Below are 15,884 nucleotides of genomic sequence, written 5' to 3' on the forward strand. Positions count from 1 at the left end.
CCCGGCTGCGGAAAGGCCCGGATCAGAAGACCGAGTAGCCGCCGTCGATGCGCAGGCAGTCGCCGGTGTGCGCCGAGGCGCCGTTCGTCATCAGGTAGACCGCGAGGTTCGAGAAATCCTCGGGCGTGCAGTAGCGCCGGATCGGGGTCCGGGCCATCGTCGCCTTCACGAACTTCTCGTTGGCGAAGGCGGGGGCGGTCATCTCGGACTCGGTCCACCCCGGCAGGATCGCGTTCGAGGTGATCCCGAAGCGCGCCAGCTCCACCGCCAGCGCCCGCATCATCGAGAGCACCGCGCCCTTCGAGGCCCCGTAGGGCTCCGACGTCGCCGCGCCGAAGATCGTCGAGGTCGAGGAGGTGACCACCAGCCGCCCGAAGGCGTCGCCGCCCTTGGCGCGCTCGACCATGTGGGTCGCGGCCGCCTTGAAGCAGCGGTGCACGCCCAGCACGTTGGCCTCGAGCACCTTGCGCCAGTCCTCCTCGGTCCGCTCCAGGATCGAGACCTTGCGCGCCGAGATCCCGGCGTTGGCGAACATGCCGTCCACCCGCCCGAACTTCTCCAGCGTCTGCGCCATCGCCGCGTCCACCGCGCCCTGGTCGTTCACATCGACCGCCAGCGCCATGCACTCGCCCGGCGCATCCGCGAGGCGCGCCAGCGCCTTGGCGTTCTTCTCCTCGTTGCGCGCCCAGATGGCGACCTTGGCGCCCATCGTGGCCAGCCCCTCGGCCATGCCGAGGCCGATGCCGCCGTTGCCGCCGGTGACAACCGCCACGCGGCCCGTCAGATCGAAAGGATTCTTCACAGCCATCACGCCGCCCCCGCCTTCGCGTTCGCCCAGTATTCGTCCTTGAGATGCCGCTTCATCAGCTTGCCCGTCGCGGTGCGCGGCAGCTCGGCGCGGAAGTCGATCGACTTGGGCGCCTTCACGTGGCTGAGATGCTTCTTGGTCCACGCGATCAGCTCGGCGGCCAGCTCGTCCGAGGCCTCGGCCGGGTTCAGCAGCTGCACCACCGCCTTCACCGCCTCGCCCATCTCCTCGTCCGGCACGCCGAACACGGCCGCGTCGGCGACCTTCTCATGGGTGATCAGCAGGTCCTCGGTCTCCTGCGGGTAGATGTTCACCCCGCCCGAGATGATCGTGTAGGAGGCCCGGTCGGTCAGGTAGAGATAGCCGTCCTCGTCCAGGTAGCCCACGTCCCCCAGCGTGCCGACGCCGGGCTTGAGGAAGGACTTCGCGGTCTTCTCCGGGTCGCCGTAGTAGACGAAGTCGATGCCGGTGTTGAAATAGACCGCGCCGGTCTGGCCCTGGGGCAGCTCCTCCCCGTCGGGGCCCGCGATGTAGATCGAGCCGACGATGGGCCGGCCCACGGTGCCGGGGTGCTTCAGCCACTCGTGGCTGTCGGTGAAGGTGGCGCCGTTGCCCTCGGTGCCGGCGTAGTATTCCACCAGCACCGGGCCCCACCAGTCGATCATCCGCTGCTTGATCTCGCGCGGGCACGGGGCGGCGGCATGCACCGCCGTGCGGATGGTCGAGACGTCGTAGCTCAGCCGCACCTCCTCGGGCAGCTTCAGCATCCGCACGAACATCGTGGGCACGAGCTGCGAGTGGGTGACGCCGTATTTCTGCACCGCCTCGAGATAAGCCTCGGGGTCGAAGCGCTCCATGATCACGCAGGTCGCGCCCAGGTTCGCCATGGTCAGGCAGAAGCGCAGCGGGGCCGCGTGGTAGAGCGGCGCGGGCGAGAGGTAGACCGAGTCCGCGTTCGCCCCGCACTTGCCCTCGATCAGCAGCGACAGGAACGGGTTGATGTGCTCGATCGGCTCCTCGACCCAGGCCTTGGAGATGCCCTTGGGCCGGCCCGTGGTGCCCGACGAATAAAGCATGTCGGTGCCCGCGCAGCCGTCCGCGACCGGCTCTGCGGGCTGGGCCGCGACCAGCGCCTCCCAGCTGTCGTAGCCCTCGGCGGTCCCGCCCACCATCATCAGCTTCGTGCCCGGCAGGGTCTGGGCCGCGAACTCGGCCGCCCGCTCGGCGTATTTCTCGGAGGTGAGGAAGACCTTCGCCCCGCAGTCCTGGATGATGTAGCCGGCCTCCTCGGGCGTGAGGTAGCGCGAGACGGCGGTGTAGACGATCCCGGCCCGGTGGCAGGCCCACAGGATCTCCATGAACTCCAACCGGTTCTCCATCAGGATCGCGACGCCCTGGCCCTTCTGCACGCCCAGGGCGCGCAGCGCCTGCGCGCCGCGGTTCGACACGGCGTCGAGCTGCGCGTAGGTCAGCCCCTCCCCCGTGCCGGCCATCACGTAGGCGAGCTTGTCGGGCGTGGTCTGCGCGTGATGCGACGGGTGCTTCATCCAATCCTCCCTGGATCGTCCGGTCGGCGGCCACGGCCGCGCGCCCGGCTTCGTCTCCTCGTCCCCTGCGGGCCGGCGCGGGAGCGGGCCTGCGGGAGTCGGTGTTAATCATGCCATTAACGCGCCCCCGCCCGGAATGCAAAGCGCGCTTGCGCTGCGACCGCCCGCCGCATACGGTGACCGCGGCCGCCCCGGGAGAGCGACAGCACGCTCCAACGGGTCGGCGAACCAATGGCGACGGCGCGCAGACGCTGCGCCGGGAGGAAGCGCCAACCAAAGCCGGCCCGATCCGGTGGACGGTCCCCAGGGGCGGACGGCGGAGACGCCGGCCGCCCTTGGGTCAAGAGGGGCCCGGTCGTCTCCCGAAAAAACCTTGTTCCGCAGGCGCATCGCCGCTCCGCGCCCCCGTCGCGGGCCTGTTGCGCCGCGTCACGCCCGCAGGGCGAGCGGCCCGGCGCCGCGCTCGCGCCCGACGCCACGTCTCGTCGCTTCGGACGATCCCCTTGCCTGTCGGTCGGTTAGGGTGAGGTTGCGGAACGCTTGTTCCGCTCTGCGGCGCCATGCCCGCATTCACTGACCGATTAACAGGCTTGACCCCCTCCCTCGGCGAACGGCACTCTCCCGCGCGACGCGCGGCCGTCGGCGCCCGGCCAGAGGGGGTCGCCGCCGCGGACCCGGAGGAGACGCCCCATGGCCGAAGCCGCCTACATCTACGACGCCATCCGCACGCCCCGATCCAAGGGCAAGGCGGACGGCTCGCTGAACGAGGTCAAACCGATCGACCTCGTCTGCACCCTGCTCGACGAGATGCAGTCCCGCCACGACCTCGACACCGCCCGCGTCGACGACGTGATGCTGGGCTGCGTGGAGCCGGTGATGGAGCAGGGCTCGGTCCTGCCCAAGATCGCGCTCCAGAAGGCCGGCTGGGACGAGACCGTGCCCGGCGCCCAGGTGAACCGCTTCTGCGCCTCGGGCCTCGACACGTTCAACACCGCCGCCGCCAAGGTCGCCTCGGGGTGGGAGGACCTGGTCTGCGCCGGCGGCTACGAATCCATGTCGCGCGTTCCGATGGGCGCCTCCGGCGGCCCGATGGCCGGCGACCCCGCCACAAACATCCAGACCGGCTTCGTCCCCCAGGGCATCGGCGCCGACCTGATCGCCACGCTCGAGGGCTTCAGCCGCGACGACGTCGACGCCTTCGCCATGCGCTCCCAGCAGAAGGCCGCGGCCGCCCGCGACGCCGGCTGGTTCGACCGCTCCGTCGTCCCGGTGAAGGACGAGAGCGGGCTGGTGATCCTGCAGCGCGACGACTTCATCAAGCCCAACACCGACATGCAGGCGCTGGGCGGGCTCAAGCCCTCCTTCGCCGGCCCCGGCGCCATGGGCTACGACACCATCGCGCTGGCCAAGTATCCCCATGTCGAGCGCATCGACCACGTGCACACGCCGGGCAACAGCTCGGGCATCGTCGACGGCGCCTCGCTGGTGATGGTGGGCAACGAGCAGGTCGGCAAGGACCTGAACCTCACGCCGCGCGGCCGCGTCCTCGCCATCGCGCTGACCGCCTGCGAGCCGACGATCATGCTCACCGGCCCCGGCCCGGCCTCCAAGAAGGCGCTGGCGAAAGCGGGCCTCACCATCGACGACATCGATCTCGTGGAGATCAACGAGGCCTTCGCCTCCGTCGCCCTGCGCCTGCAGCGCGACCTCGACGTGCCGGAGGAGAAGCTAAACGTCGTCGGCGGCGCCATCGCCATGGGCCACCCGCTGGGCGCGACCGGCGGCTGCCTGGTCGGCACCATGCTCGACGAGCTGGAGCGCCGGAACCTCAAGCGCGCGCTGATCTGCATGTGCGTGGGCGGCGGCATGGGCATCGCCTCGATCATCGAGAGGGTCTGAGGATCATGGAAGACTTCCGCTACGAGAAAGACGCCGACGGCATCGTCGTGGTGACCATGGACATGCAGGGCCAGGGCGCGAACACGATGACGCCCGCCTACAAGTCCGGCATGACCGCGATCATCGACCGCCTCTACGCCGAGCAGGGCCTGACCGGCGTCGTCATCGCCTCCGCGAAGAAGACCTTCTTCGCCGGCGGCGACCTCAACGGCCTGCTCGCCACCACCGAGGTCGACCAGGCCTATCTCGACGATCTCGAGAAGAACAAAGGCATGCTGCGGCGGATCGAGAAGCTGCCCGTCCCCGTCGTCGCCGCGATCAACGGCGCGGCGCTCGGCGGCGGCTACGAGATCTGCCTCGCCTGCAACCGCCGCATCATCCTCGACAGCCCCGCCGCCATCACCGGCCTGCCCGAGGTCACGCTGGGCCTGCTGCCGGGCGCCGGCGGCGTGGTGCGCACGACCGCGCTCCTGGGCCTCGAGAAGGCCCTGCCCGTGGTGATGGAGGGCAAGCCCCACGCCCCGCGCAAGGCCCTCGCGCTCGGCATGGTCGACGAGATCGTCGCCACGCAGGAGGAGCTGGTCCCCGCAGCCAAGGCCTGGATCAAGGCGAACCCGGACGCGTGGCAGCAGCCCTGGGACCAGAAGGGCTTCCGCTTCCCCGGCGGCGACGCCAACTCGCCTAAGGTCCGTCAGGTCGCAGCCGTCGCCCCGACGCTTCTCATCAAGAAGACCCGCGGCCTGATGCCCGCGCCCGAGCGGATCCTGGACGTGGCCGTGAACTCGATGCGCATGGGCTTCGACAGCGCGCTGCGCAACGAGAGCCGCCAGTTCCTGCGCCTCGTGGTCTCGACCGAGGCGAAGGCCGCCATCACCACCTTCTTCTTCGGGAACCAGGCCATCAAGGGCGGCAAGTTCCGTCCCAAGGCCGAGAAGTGGAAGGCCGGATCCTCGGCGGTGCTGGGCGCCGGCATGATGGGCGCCGGCATCGCCAACGCCCACGCCGCCCGCGGCCTGCCCACCGCGCTGAAGGACACCGACCTCGCCAACGCTGAGAAGGGCAAGGCCTACTCGGCGAAGCTCGTCGAGGGCGCCAAGGCCAAGGGCCGGATGGACGACGCCAAGGCCGACGCCCTGCTCGCCAACATCCGCCCCACGGATGCGGACGACTACGACGGCGTGGACATCATCGTGGAAGCGGTCTTCGAGGACATCGACCTCAAGGAGAAGGTCATCCCCGCGACCTTCCCCAAGTTGTCCGAGGGGGGCATCTACGGCTCCAACACCTCGACCCTGCCCATCTCGATCCTGGCCGAGGCCGCCCCGGACCCGAGCCGGTTCATCGGCATCCACTTCTTCTCGCCCGTTGACAAGATGGCGGTGGTCGAGCTGATCCTCGGCGAAAAGACCTCGGACGAGACGCTCGCCAAGGCCTATGACTACGTTCAGCAGATCGGCAAGACGCCGATCGTGGTCAACGACAGCCGCGGCTTCTTCACCTCCCGCGTCTTCGGCACCTTCATGAACGAGGGCATGGCGCTGCTGATCGACGGCATGGCCCCGCAGATGATCGAGCGGGCCGCCTGGAAGATCGGCATGCCCGTCGGCCCCCTGCAGGTGCAGGACGAGGTCTCGATGGTGCTCAGCGAGCGGGTCCGCGAGACCCACCGCAAGCTCGACGAGCGCCTCGGCGTCAAGGACGGCTTCCCGGTGAAGAACGAGGCCTCCGCCGCCATCGCCCCCAAGATGGTCGCGCTCGGCCGCGGCGGTCGCCACTACGGCGGCGGCTTCTACGACTACGGCCCCGAGGGGCGCACGCTGTGGTCCGGCCTCAGCCAGTTCATGACCGGCAACGGCGGCGTGACCATGGACGAGGCCCAGGACCGGATGCTCTACCGTCAGGCCATCGAGACCCTGCGCTGCCTCGACGAGGGCGTCCTGCGCTCGGAGCATGAGGCCAACATCGGCTCGATCATGGCCATCGGCTTCCCGGCCTGGACCGGCGGCGCCCTGCAGTTCATCCGCGGCGTGGGCGTCGACGCCTTCGCCAGGCGGGCCGAGGAACTGGCCGACGCCTGGGGCGAGCGCTTCCGCGTGCGCCCCGAGGCCTACGACAAGCTGCGCGAGACGACGGCCAAGGCCGCCTGACCGCGACCCCGAACCACCCTTCCGGCCCCCCGCCCACCGGGCGCGGGGGCCGGTCCCGTCAGAGCGCCCCCGCAAGGCGCCCCCCCGTTGGGAGGACCCCCGAATGATCGCCCGCACGCTTTACGAACAAGACCACGAGATGTTCCGCGACTCCGTCCGCAAGTGGGTCGCGGCCGAGATCACGCCCCATGTCGACACCTTCCGCGAGACCGGCAAGGTCTCGAAGGAGCTGTGGAAATCCGCCGGCGCCCAGGGCTTCCTGTGCATGTACGCCGACGAGAAATACGGCGGCGCGGGCATCGACGACTTCCGCTACGACATGATCCTGATCGAGGAGATGGCGATGGCGGGCGCGGGCTCGGGCTTCGCCGCCTCGCTCCACAACCGCGTCGTGGGCCCCTACCTGCACAAGTTCGGCACCGACGACCAGCGCGACCGCTTCATGCCCGGCTGCGTCTCGGGCGAGACGCCGCTGGCCATCGCGCTGACCGAGCCGGGCACCGGTTCCGACCTCGCCGGCATGAAGACCAAGGCCGAGGACAAGGGCGACCACTGGGTCATCAACGGCCAGAAGACCTACATCTCCAACGGCCAGATCGCCGAGCTGATCGTGGTCGCGGCCAAGACCGACCCCGACAAGACCCACGCCGTGGGCCTGTTCCTGGTCCCCGCCGACACCCCCGGCTTCCAGCGCGGCAAGAAGCTGCGCAAGATGGGCCAGCCCGGGCAGGACACCTCGGAGCTCTTCTTCGACAACGTGAAGGTCCCCAAGGAGAACGTGCTGGGCGACCCGACCGGCGGCTTCAAGGTGATGATGAACAACCTCGCCGAGGAGCGGATCATCTCCGCCGTCGGCAGCCTTTCGGCGGCCGAGCGGTCCTTCCAGATCACGCTGCAGTACATCAAGGAGCGGACGGCGTTCGGCAAGCCCATCGGCCTGTTCCAGAACTCGCGCTTCAAGATGGCCCACCTGCGCACCCGGCTCGACGCCACCTGGGCCCTGCTCGACCACTGCGCGACCCAGCATGTGGCGGGCAAGCTGACCTCGGAGCTCGCGGCCGAGATCAAGCTCTTCGCCTCGGAGACGCAGGGCGAGGTGGTGGACGAGTGCGTCCAGCTCCACGGCGGCGCCGGCTACATGGACGAGTACGAGATCGCCAAGCAGTACGTGGACGCCCGCGTCAGCCGCATCTACGCGGGCTCGTCCGAGATCATGAAGGAGATCATCGGCCGCGGCCTGGGTCTCGACGACCGCAAGAGGAACCACTGACATGGCCGGACCGCTCGAAGGACTGAAGCTGATCGAGATGGCCGGCATCGGCCCGTGCCCGCTCGCCGGCCAGCTGATGGCCGACCTCGGGGCCGAGGTCATCGTCATCGACCGCAAGTCGGGGGGCGAGCGCCCCGCCGACGTCAACAACCGCAACAAGAAGTCGGTGGCCCTCAACCTCAAGACGCCCGAGGGCGTCGAGGCGGCGCTGGCCCTGATCGCCTCCGCCGACGCCCTGATCGAGGGCTTCCGGCCCGGCGTGATGGAGCGGATGGGCCTGGGTCCGGACGTGTGCCTCGAGAAGAACCCCGGCCTCGTCTTCGGCCGCATGACCGGCTGGGGCCAGGACGGGCCGTGGAGCCAGATGGCCGGCCATGACCTCAACTACCTGTCGCTCACCGGCGCGCTGGGCATGATGGGCAAGAAGGGCCAGGAGCCGACCCCGCCCCTCAACCTCGTCGCCGACTACGGCGGCGGCACCATGTTCCTGATCTTCGGCGTCCTCTCGGCGCTGTGGGAGCGCTCGAAGTCCGGCAAGGGCCAGGTGGTCGACGTCGCCATGATCGACGGCGTGGCGGCGATGACCGGCATCTTCCGCAACCTGATGGCCGCCGGCCGCTGGGGCCCGGAGCGGGAGAGCAACATGCTCGACGGCGGCGCGCCCTACTACCGCTGCTACGAGACCAAGGACGGCAAGTACATCTCGGTGGGCTCGATCGAACCCCAGTTCCATCGCGAGATGATCGAGAAGGCCGGCCTCGACCCCGCCGACAACGACACCCAGGACGACAAGTCCCTGTGGGAGAAGCGTCGCGCGGCCTACGAGGCCCATTTCAAGACCAAGACCCGCGACGAGTGGGAGGCGATCTACGCCGGCGGCGACAGCTGCGTGGCGCCGGTGCTGACCCCGCAGGAGGCCGAGAGCCACCCCCACAACCTGGCGCGCAACGCCTACGTCGAGGTCGGCGGCCAGACCATGCCGGTCCCCGCCCCGCGCTTCGGCCGCACCCCGGCCGCGACGCCCCGCCCGGCCCGCCCGATGGGCGCGGACACCGAGGCGGCCCTGGCCGCCGCCGGCGTCTCCGCCGAGGAGCTCGCGCGCCTCAAGTCCGCCGGCGCCCTCTCCTGACCCTTTCGGCGCGCGCCCCCGGGCGCGCGCCTCCGCCGCTCCGCGCCCCGGCGCGGGCGGCGGCGGGGGTCTCAGGCCACGCTCGGAAAGGCCGCGGTCCGCCGCGGCCTTTTCGCTTGTCCGGCGCCCCGCTCGGCGCGGATTGCGCGTCTCCGCCCCCTGCCCGCCCTGAACCCCCACGACGAGTCGACGCAGGAGCCGCCCCCCGCCGCGCCCCCGCTCATGCCCCTGAACGCGAGGGGCTATTTCCGCCTGCGGCAGGCGCAGACCGGCGCGCGGGAGGCCGGATCCGGGGACCGCGTGGAACCGAATTCCGCCGGGGCGGTTTACATCCGGGGACTCAGTTGCGACTCTTGGGAATGACCGACCGAGCCGGCCGCGCGTCTCGCGCGGGCTCGACACCCCAATCCCCCGCCGAAAGGACATGCATCATGACTCAGGCGAAACCGGGCGACACCCTGCACCTGCACTACAAGGGCAAGCTCGACGACGGCACCGTCTTCGACAGCTCCGAGGGGCGCGAGCCGCTCTCGTTCGAGCTCGGGTCGGGCCAGATCATTCCCGGCCTCGACGCCGGCGTGACCGGCATGGCGGTGGGCGAGACCCGCACCGTGCGCGTCGAGCCCGCCGATGCCTATGGCGAGCACGATCCCGCCCGCGTCCAGGCCGTCGACCGCGCCGCGGTCCCCGACCACATCCCCACCGAGCCGGGCACCCCCCTGCAGGTGCAGATGCAGGACGGCGGCACCATGAACGTGGTGATCGCCAAGGCGACCGAGACCGAGCTGTTCCTCGACGCCAACCACCCGCTCGCCGGCCAGGCCCTGACCTTCGACGTGGAGCTGGTCGCGATCGCCTGAGGCGCCGCCTCGGCGGACCGAAGATCCAGGGGGCGCGCCGGCCGGCGCGCCCCTTTTGCGTTCGGCGCCCCGCGGCGGCGCCCGCCTGTCCGCGCCCGGCCCCGCCGGCCCGCCGGCGCGGGGCCGCGCGTCGGCGGGGCGCCCCGGCTTTCCGGAAACCACCCGCGCGACGTCGTCGCCCGCCGGATTTTCGCGGAAGAACGTCACGGACCGGGTCGACCGATCCAGCGACGAGCGTCGGGAGCCTCGGCGAACCCCGCCGCGCCCCCGGCGCCGCAGGGTCGCGACCGGAGGGCGCGGCGAGCGTCTGTCCCAACCCGTCCCCGGTTGACATCCGCGCCCCCGCGGGGGAGCGATCGTCGCGCAGTCCCCCCAACGCCCCCGGAGGCCCTCCCATGTCCCTGATCGTCCTGACCGGCACCGCGCGCGGCATCGGGCTCGAGATGGCCCGCCAGGCCCGCGCCCGCGGCGACGAGGTGATCGCGCTGGTGCGCGACCCGGCCGCCCCCGTCCTCGCCGAGATCGGCGTCGCGGCCCTGCCCCTCGACGTCGCCGACCCCGCCGCCTTCGAGGCGCTGGCGCCGAGGCTGGAGGCCGCGCTGGGGGGGCGGGCGATCGACCTCGCGGTCTGCAACGCCGGCGTGCTGCTGGGGCGCGGCGGGCTCGCGACCGCGCCCACGCCCGCGCAGTGGGCCGAGAGCTTCGCGGTCAACGTGACGGGCGTGTTCCTCACCGCCACGACCCTGCTGCCGTTCCTGAAGAAACCCGGCGGGCGCATCGCCGTGATCGGCTCGGCCATGGGCAGCCAGGCCCGCGCGCCGGGGGGGACCTACGTCTACCGCGCCTCGAAGGCCGCCGTCGCCAACGTGGCGCGCAACCTCGCGGTCGACCTGCGGGGCGAGGGCGTCTCGGTCGGCGTCTACCACCCCGGCTGGGTGCGCACCGACATGGGCGGCCAGGAGGCCGACGTGGACGTGCGCGACTCCGCCGCGGGCCTGCTCGCCCGGTTCGACGCGCTGGGTCCCGAGACCACGGGCGTGTTCGAGGACTACCGCGGCCAGGCCATCCCGTTCTGAGACGATCCGACCGCGGCGGTCGGGCCCATTTAAATCAACCGATCTGATTTAATCCCGGCCGCTCCGGCGGCCTGCCGCGGCTACGGGCCGGGCTCAGGCGAGCCCGCCCTGCGCCGACAGCTTCGCCGGATCGACCCCGATCTTGAGCATCGCGCGCCGCCACTTGCCGGCGTCGTCCTCGCCGAAGACCAGCTCCGGGTCGGCGGGGCAGATCAGCCAGCCGTTGGCCTGCAGCTCCTGCTCCAGCTGCCCCGGCGCCCAGCCCGCGTAGCCCAGCGCCAGCACCGCCTGCCGGGGGCCCTTGCCCGCCGACATGTCGCGCAGGATGTCGACCGTCGCGGTCAGCGCCATGCCCTGCGCCAGCGGCTTGGTGGCGCCCGGCGCCTCCCAGTCGTCGGAATGCAGGACGAAGCCGCGCCCCATCTCCACCGGCCCGCCGAAATGGACCGAGAAGGCGCCCGCCCCCTCGCCCGGCTTCACCCCCACCTGCTTGAGCAGGTCGGCGAAGCTCAGCTCCCGTGCGCGCTTGTTGATGATCAGCCCCATGGCGCCGTCGTCGCCATGCGAGCACATGTAGATCACCGTCTGCGCGAAACGGGGGTCGCCCATGCCGGGCATCGCGACCAGCAGCTCCCCCTCGAGGGGACCGCCGGCGTCGGGGTCGGCCTCGGGGGCCGGGTCTCCGGAAGGGGCGATGGTCATGAGGGGAATGATGGACCTCCGGGGGGCCCGCTTCAACGGTTCGATGGCGAAATCCTTGCGCGGCGAGGCCCCCCCGCGGCGCTGCGCCGCGAGTCCCCGGGGCCGGGGCGAGGCCCGCAGGCCCGCGGCCGCCGCGCGCGCCCGGCGGAATCTGCGCCGATCACGGCGGCGCGCGCGGGGCGCGAGCGGCCGGCCGATCCCGGGAAACCGCTGGAGTCGTTCGATTTACGGGCGGCAGTCGGGGTCCGCCGGGACGGAGGGCGGCGATCCCTCCGCCCGCTTCGCCGGAACGTGACTTCCTGCAACGCGCCCGGCTCGCTATCTGGAAGGCATGAACTCTTCGCAGCCTCCCATCGCGCACCCGTTCCGCCGGGGCCTCCGCGCCGCCGCGCTTCTCGCCGCCGCGGCGCTCTTCGCCGCGCCCGGCGCGGCCGAGGCCGGCGGTCCCGCGCGCAGCCTCTCGGTCGCCTGGAGCGCCCGGGCCGAGGCCGGGCCGCCCACGCCCGAGGCCCGCGCCCAGCGCTCGGCGCTGGAGCTGCTGCCCGGCTGGACGACCGAGGGCGGCGCGCGCATCGCGGGGCTGACCATCCGCCTCGATCCCGGCTGGAAGACCTACTGGCGCGTGCCCGGCGACGCCGGCATCCCCCCCGATTTCGACTGGAGCGGGTCGGAGAACGTGGCCTCGGTCGCGGTGCTGTGGCCGCGGCCGGTGGCCTTCGACCTCTTCGGCATGACCACGCTGGGCTACAAGCACGAGGTCACCCTGCCCCTGCAGGCGACGCCCGTGGATCCGGCGCGGCCGATGGTGCTGCGCCTCAGCCTCGCCTACGGCGTCTGCGCCGACATCTGCATGCCCGAGATGGCCGAGGTGGCCCTGCATCTCGCCCCCGGCGAGGAGGGCGGGCGCGCCCCGATCGAGCGGGCGCTCGCCACCCTGCCCGAGGCCGCCGCCGTCTCCGGCGCCTCGCTGGCCGACTGCCGCCTGCAGGGTGAGGGCGACGACCGCCGGCTGGAGGCGAGCCTGCGCCTGCCGAGCCCGCCCCGCGGCCCGCTGCACGCGATCGTCGAGGCCCCGGCCCCGATGTGGTTCGAGCCGGGCGAGCTCTCCCCCGACGGGAGCGCCCTGCGCCTGAGCGCGCGGCTGGACCCGGCCTCGGGCGCCGCCTGGCTCGACCGGAGCGCGTTGCGGGTGACGGTGCTGGGCGCCGACCGCGCCGTGACCTTCGAGGGCTGCGGGGGCTGATCGGCCCCGGCAAGCCCCTGCGAAAAATCCGGTTTTCCTGAACGCGGCTTGCCGCGGGCGCCGACGTCGGCGCCCGCGGACTCGTGCCCGGCCCCCCGCGCTCGTCTCCGCAGGGGGGGCGGCCGAGGGCGGGCCGCCCGCTCGGCGAAACTCTGGCGCAACAAAATGTCCGACTTTCGCCTCAGTTCGCGAATTATATTGCGCAAGATAGTTGCGCACCCACGTCCCTTGCGCTAGGTGCAGTGCAGCGAGCCCGCCGTCGGCGGGCGAATCCGGCCCTGGGAGACCAGCCATGCTCGACAACCTGCCGCGCGGCACGATCTGCATCGAGGAAATGGAGATCGGCATGTCCCGCTACGTGCTGAAGACCATCACCGACCTCGACATCGAGCTGTTCGCCAAGGTGTCGACCGACCGCAACCCGGTGCATCTGGACGACGACTACGCCCGCGACACGATCTTCGCCGGCCGCATCGCCCACGGGATGCTGACCGCCTCGCTGATCTCGGCCGTGATCGGGGAGCAGCTGCCGGGCCACGGTACGGTCTACATGGGCCAGTCGCTGAAGTTCCTCGCCCCCGTCCGCCCCGGCGACACGGTCGAGGCGCGCGTGACGGTCGCGGACATCATCCACGCCAAACGCCGCGTCGCCCTTGATTGCGAATGCCGCGTGGGCGACAAGGTCGTCCTCAAGGGCGAGGCGCTGGTTCTGGCGCCCTCCAACAAGTTCGACTGATCTTTTCCCGGCAGGCCCCTGGCCGCGGCCGGGGCCTTCCAGGGGACGCGATGCGCCTCATCCAGTCCGGGACCGAGATCCGGCCCGAGGACCGTGGCGCTTCCGCCGCCATGGGCAATTTCGACGGCGTTCACCGGGGCCACGCCTCGGTGATCGATCTGGCGCGCAACCCCGGCGCGCCGCTGGGCGTGGTGACCTTCGAGCCGCACCCGCGGCAGGTCTTCGCCCCCAAAGCGCCCCCCTTCCGGCTGATGAACGCCGCCGCCCGCCGCCATAGGCTGGCGAAGCTGGGCGTGGATGTGTGCGTGGAGCTGGAGTTCGACCGTGCGATGGCCGCCCTCTCGGCCGAGGCCTTCGCGCGCGACATCCTCGCCGGGCGCCTGGGCCTGAGCCGGGTGGTGGTCGGCGAGGACTTCCGCTTCGGCAAGGGCCGCGAGGGCGACGCCGCGATGCTGGCCGAGCTGGGCGCGCGCTTCGGCTTCGAGGCGGTGACCGCCCCGATGGTCGAGGGGCCGGGCGGCCGCGTCTCCTCCACCGCGATCCGCGAGGCGCTGGGCGCCGGCGATCCGGTGGGCGCCGCGCGGATGCTGGGCCACTGGCACCGGCTGGACGGCGTCGTCAGCCATGGCGACAAGCGCGGGCGGGAGCTGGGCTTTCCGACCGCGAACGTGGTGCTCGAGGATCTGCTGCTGCCCCGCTTCGGCGTCTACGCGGTGGAGATCGAAGTGCTCGACGGCCCCCACGCCGGCAGATACCCCGGCGCGGCCTCGCTGGGCGTGCGCCCGACCTTCGGGATCAACGCGCCGAACCTGGAGACCTATCTCTTCGACTTCTCGGGCGATCTCTACGGCGCCGAGGTCTCGGTCGCCCTGATCTCCTACCTGCGGGGCGAGGAGAAGTTCGACGGGATCGAGCCGCTGATCGCCCAGATGCACGCCGACTGCGACCTGGCGCGCGAGCGCCTGGCAGATCGCATCGACCCCGCCGCCTGAGCGCGGCCGGCCCCACAGGCGCGCCCCGGGCCGGCGTCAGGATCGCCCGCGCCGCGCGATGGGCCCCCGGGCCTGCCCCGGGGCCTCTCCCGCCGCCTGCCCCCTGCGCGATCCACGCCTCCCCCGGATCGGGTTCCCGCTCCCGCCGCGCTTGCCCCCCGCCGCCCGCTCCGCTAGCAGCGACAGGCGAAGGAGCCCGCCGATGACCACGCCCCAGCCGCCCGTGCATTTCTTCCTGCACGTCCCCAAATGCGCCGGCACCACCGTCGAGCGGCATTTCGAGCGGACGCTGGGCGAGGGCTTCCTGCTCGCGCCCCGCTGGCGCAACCCGCTGCGCGACGTGATCGGCAACCGCTACCCCTCCCTCGCGCCCGAGGACGTGGCGGGGGTGCGGGCGGTCTCCGGCCACTCCCTCTCCCGCTCGCTGGCCGAGAAGTTTCCGGGGCGGGAGGTGAAGTGCTCGGTCCTGCTGCGCGATCCGGTCTCATACCTGGTCAGCTTCTACAACTACCGCTGGGCCCGGCACGAGGAGCGCGGCCAGCCCGCCCCCGGGGCGTTCGACGCCTGGCGCGGCACCCAGCGGCGCAACCCCATCACGCGCTTCCTGCTGCACCGCTTCTTCGAGGTCGGCTATCCCGGCATCTACCGCCTCTCGACCCGGGCGCGGTTCCTCTACCTCGAGGCCGCCTTCCAGGGCTTCCACTTCGTGGGCGGCTACCGGCGCTGCAACGAGGCGCTGGCGGGGATCTCGGAGGAGCTGGGCGTGGACCCGACGGTCGAGTCCGAGAACGTGGGCCACGTCAAACGCCTCTCGGCCTCGGACCTGAGCGAGGCGCAGGTCGCCGCGATCCTGCGGGAGAACGCCGCCGATGCCCTGCTGTTCGAGCGCTGGAAGGACCGCGGCTTCGAGCGCGCCGCCAACCCGCCCGACCCCGAGGCCGCCGCCCGCGCCCTGCCCGGCGCCGACCTCGGCGCGAACCTCGCCGCCGATCTGGAGAGCGCGGTCCGCCGCAAGCTCTGGCGCGGCTGAGGCGCGCGGCCCGCGGCCCCTGCCCGCCCGCGCCTCCGCCCGCCCCGCCGCGCGGGCGCGCCCTCGGCCCCGGCGCGACGGCCGACGCGCGGCTCCGCTCCGCGGCCTCGCGCCCCGCCCCGAACCCCGCGGCACGCCTTGCCCGCAGGACCGGCGCCGCTATGATGCCCGCCAGCCGACGCCACCCTTCAAGATGAGGCCCGAATGACCATCGAGGCGCCCGAGACCGAGATCGTCGAAAAATCCCGCATCGCCTGCGACGGCGGCGGCCCGGGCATGGGCCACCCCCGCGTCTGGCTGCAGATCCCCCAGGAAGACGGCTTCGTCGAGTGCGGCTACTGCGACAAGCGCTTCATCCTCAAGGGCGGCCCGGCCGACACGGGCGCGGCCTCGTAAGGCGAGCCGCCCCCGCGGGGGCGCTCCACGCATCGTTGACAGGAGGGCC

14 protein-coding genes are annotated in these 15,884 nt (G+C 71.9%); 11 read left to right on the plus strand and 3 right to left on the minus strand.

The window, feature by feature from the left end:
• Window positions 1-22 precede the first annotated feature (22 nt).
• Entirely contained in the window at window positions 23-808 is a 786-nt protein-coding gene (locus P2H44_RS06860; RefSeq protein WP_275762726.1) for an SDR family NAD(P)-dependent oxidoreductase, read from the minus strand.
• Window positions 808-2,355, minus strand: a complete 1,548-nt coding sequence (locus P2H44_RS06865) for an acyl-CoA synthetase (protein ID WP_275762727.1) — start codon at window positions 2,353-2,355, stop codon at window positions 808-810. The genes P2H44_RS06860 and P2H44_RS06865 overlap by 1 nt, the downstream gene beginning before the upstream one ends.
• Window positions 2,356-3,045: 690 nt before the next feature.
• Here P2H44_RS06865 and P2H44_RS06870 point away from each other — a divergent pair.
• The 6 genes from P2H44_RS06870 (at window position 3,046) to P2H44_RS06895 (ending at window position 10,736) form a co-directional block, all read left to right on the plus strand.
• Window positions 3,046-4,254, plus strand: a complete 1,209-nt coding sequence (locus tag P2H44_RS06870; RefSeq protein ID WP_275762728.1) for an acetyl-CoA C-acetyltransferase — start codon at window positions 3,046-3,048, stop codon at window positions 4,252-4,254.
• 5 nt (window positions 4,255-4,259) lie between these two features.
• Entirely contained in the window at window positions 4,260-6,401 is a 2,142-nt protein-coding gene (locus P2H44_RS06875; protein WP_275762729.1) for a 3-hydroxyacyl-CoA dehydrogenase NAD-binding domain-containing protein, read from the plus strand.
• 103 nt (window positions 6,402-6,504) lie between these two features.
• Complete coding sequence (locus tag P2H44_RS06880) at window positions 6,505-7,671, plus strand: acyl-CoA dehydrogenase family protein (protein ID WP_275762730.1); 1,167 nt, start codon at window positions 6,505-6,507, stop codon at window positions 7,669-7,671.
• Between the two features lies 1 nt (window position 7,672).
• Window positions 7,673-8,800, plus strand: coding sequence for a CaiB/BaiF CoA transferase family protein (locus P2H44_RS06885; RefSeq protein ID WP_275762731.1), 1,128 nt, complete (start codon window positions 7,673-7,675; stop codon window positions 8,798-8,800).
• 431 nt (window positions 8,801-9,231) lie between these two features.
• The gene (locus tag P2H44_RS06890) at window positions 9,232-9,660 is read left to right on the plus strand and encodes an FKBP-type peptidyl-prolyl cis-trans isomerase (protein ID WP_275762732.1); all 429 of its coding nucleotides are present in this window, start codon (window positions 9,232-9,234) and stop codon (window positions 9,658-9,660) included.
• Between the two features lie 395 nt (window positions 9,661-10,055).
• Window positions 10,056-10,736 (plus strand): SDR family oxidoreductase, encoded by a 681-nt coding sequence (locus P2H44_RS06895; RefSeq protein WP_275762733.1) that lies wholly within the window; start codon window positions 10,056-10,058, stop codon window positions 10,734-10,736.
• A 93-nt stretch (window positions 10,737-10,829) separates the two neighbouring features.
• Here P2H44_RS06895 and P2H44_RS06900 read toward each other — a convergent pair whose 3' ends face one another.
• Complete coding sequence (locus P2H44_RS06900) at window positions 10,830-11,438, minus strand: YqgE/AlgH family protein (RefSeq protein WP_275762734.1); 609 nt, start codon at window positions 11,436-11,438, stop codon at window positions 10,830-10,832.
• Between the two features lie 331 nt (window positions 11,439-11,769).
• Here P2H44_RS06900 and P2H44_RS06905 point away from each other — a divergent pair, with 331 nt between their 5' ends.
• From P2H44_RS06905 to P2H44_RS06925, 5 genes are all read left to right on the plus strand, one after another.
• Window positions 11,770-12,681 (plus strand): protein-disulfide reductase DsbD domain-containing protein, encoded by a 912-nt coding sequence (locus P2H44_RS06905; RefSeq protein ID WP_275762735.1) that lies wholly within the window; start codon window positions 11,770-11,772, stop codon window positions 12,679-12,681.
• Between the two features lie 292 nt (window positions 12,682-12,973).
• Window positions 12,974-13,417 (plus strand): MaoC family dehydratase, encoded by a 444-nt coding sequence (locus tag P2H44_RS06910; RefSeq protein WP_275762736.1) that lies wholly within the window; start codon window positions 12,974-12,976, stop codon window positions 13,415-13,417.
• 50 nt (window positions 13,418-13,467) lie between these two features.
• Window positions 13,468-14,409 (plus strand): bifunctional riboflavin kinase/FAD synthetase, encoded by a 942-nt coding sequence (locus P2H44_RS06915; RefSeq protein WP_275762738.1) that lies wholly within the window; start codon window positions 13,468-13,470, stop codon window positions 14,407-14,409.
• Window positions 14,410-14,611: 202 nt separating this feature from the next.
• A complete protein-coding gene (locus P2H44_RS06920) occupies window positions 14,612-15,439 on the plus strand; it encodes a sulfotransferase family protein (protein ID WP_275762739.1) in 828 nt (275 codons plus the stop codon).
• A gap of 204 nt (window positions 15,440-15,643) precedes the next feature.
• Complete coding sequence (locus P2H44_RS06925; RefSeq protein WP_275762740.1) at window positions 15,644-15,835, plus strand: zinc-finger domain-containing protein; 192 nt, start codon at window positions 15,644-15,646, stop codon at window positions 15,833-15,835.
• Window positions 15,836-15,884: the final 49 nt, after the last annotated feature.

The sequence above is a fragment of the Albimonas marina genome, assembly GCF_029223255.1.
Lineage (GTDB): Bacteria > Pseudomonadota > Alphaproteobacteria > Rhodobacterales > Rhodobacteraceae > Albimonas.

Coding starts and splice junctions, on each gene's coding strand:
- P2H44_RS06880 (WP_275762730.1), top strand. CDS start 6,505: ATGATCGCCCGCACGCTTTACGAACAAGACCACGAGATGTTCCGCGAC.
- P2H44_RS06875 (WP_275762729.1), top strand. CDS start 4,260: ATGGAAGACTTCCGCTACGAGAAAGACGCCGACGGCATCGTCGTGGTG.
- P2H44_RS06890 (WP_275762732.1), top strand. CDS start 9,232: ATGACTCAGGCGAAACCGGGCGACACCCTGCACCTGCACTACAAGGGC.
- P2H44_RS06910 (WP_275762736.1), top strand. CDS start 12,974: ATGCTCGACAACCTGCCGCGCGGCACGATCTGCATCGAGGAAATGGAG.
- P2H44_RS06900 (WP_275762734.1), bottom strand. CDS start 11,438: ATGACCATCGCCCCTTCCGGAGACCCGGCCCCCGAGGCCGACCCCGAC.
- P2H44_RS06865 (WP_275762727.1), bottom strand. CDS start 2,355: ATGAAGCACCCGTCGCATCACGCGCAGACCACGCCCGACAAGCTCGCC.
- P2H44_RS06870 (WP_275762728.1), top strand. CDS start 3,046: ATGGCCGAAGCCGCCTACATCTACGACGCCATCCGCACGCCCCGATCC.
- P2H44_RS06860 (WP_275762726.1), bottom strand. CDS start 808: ATGGCTGTGAAGAATCCTTTCGATCTGACGGGCCGCGTGGCGGTTGTC.
- P2H44_RS06895 (WP_275762733.1), top strand. CDS start 10,056: ATGTCCCTGATCGTCCTGACCGGCACCGCGCGCGGCATCGGGCTCGAG.
- P2H44_RS06920 (WP_275762739.1), top strand. CDS start 14,612: ATGACCACGCCCCAGCCGCCCGTGCATTTCTTCCTGCACGTCCCCAAA.
- P2H44_RS06925 (WP_275762740.1), top strand. CDS start 15,644: ATGACCATCGAGGCGCCCGAGACCGAGATCGTCGAAAAATCCCGCATC.
- P2H44_RS06905 (WP_275762735.1), top strand. CDS start 11,770: ATGAACTCTTCGCAGCCTCCCATCGCGCACCCGTTCCGCCGGGGCCTC.
- P2H44_RS06885 (WP_275762731.1), top strand. CDS start 7,673: ATGGCCGGACCGCTCGAAGGACTGAAGCTGATCGAGATGGCCGGCATC.
- P2H44_RS06915 (WP_275762738.1), top strand. CDS start 13,468: ATGCGCCTCATCCAGTCCGGGACCGAGATCCGGCCCGAGGACCGTGGC.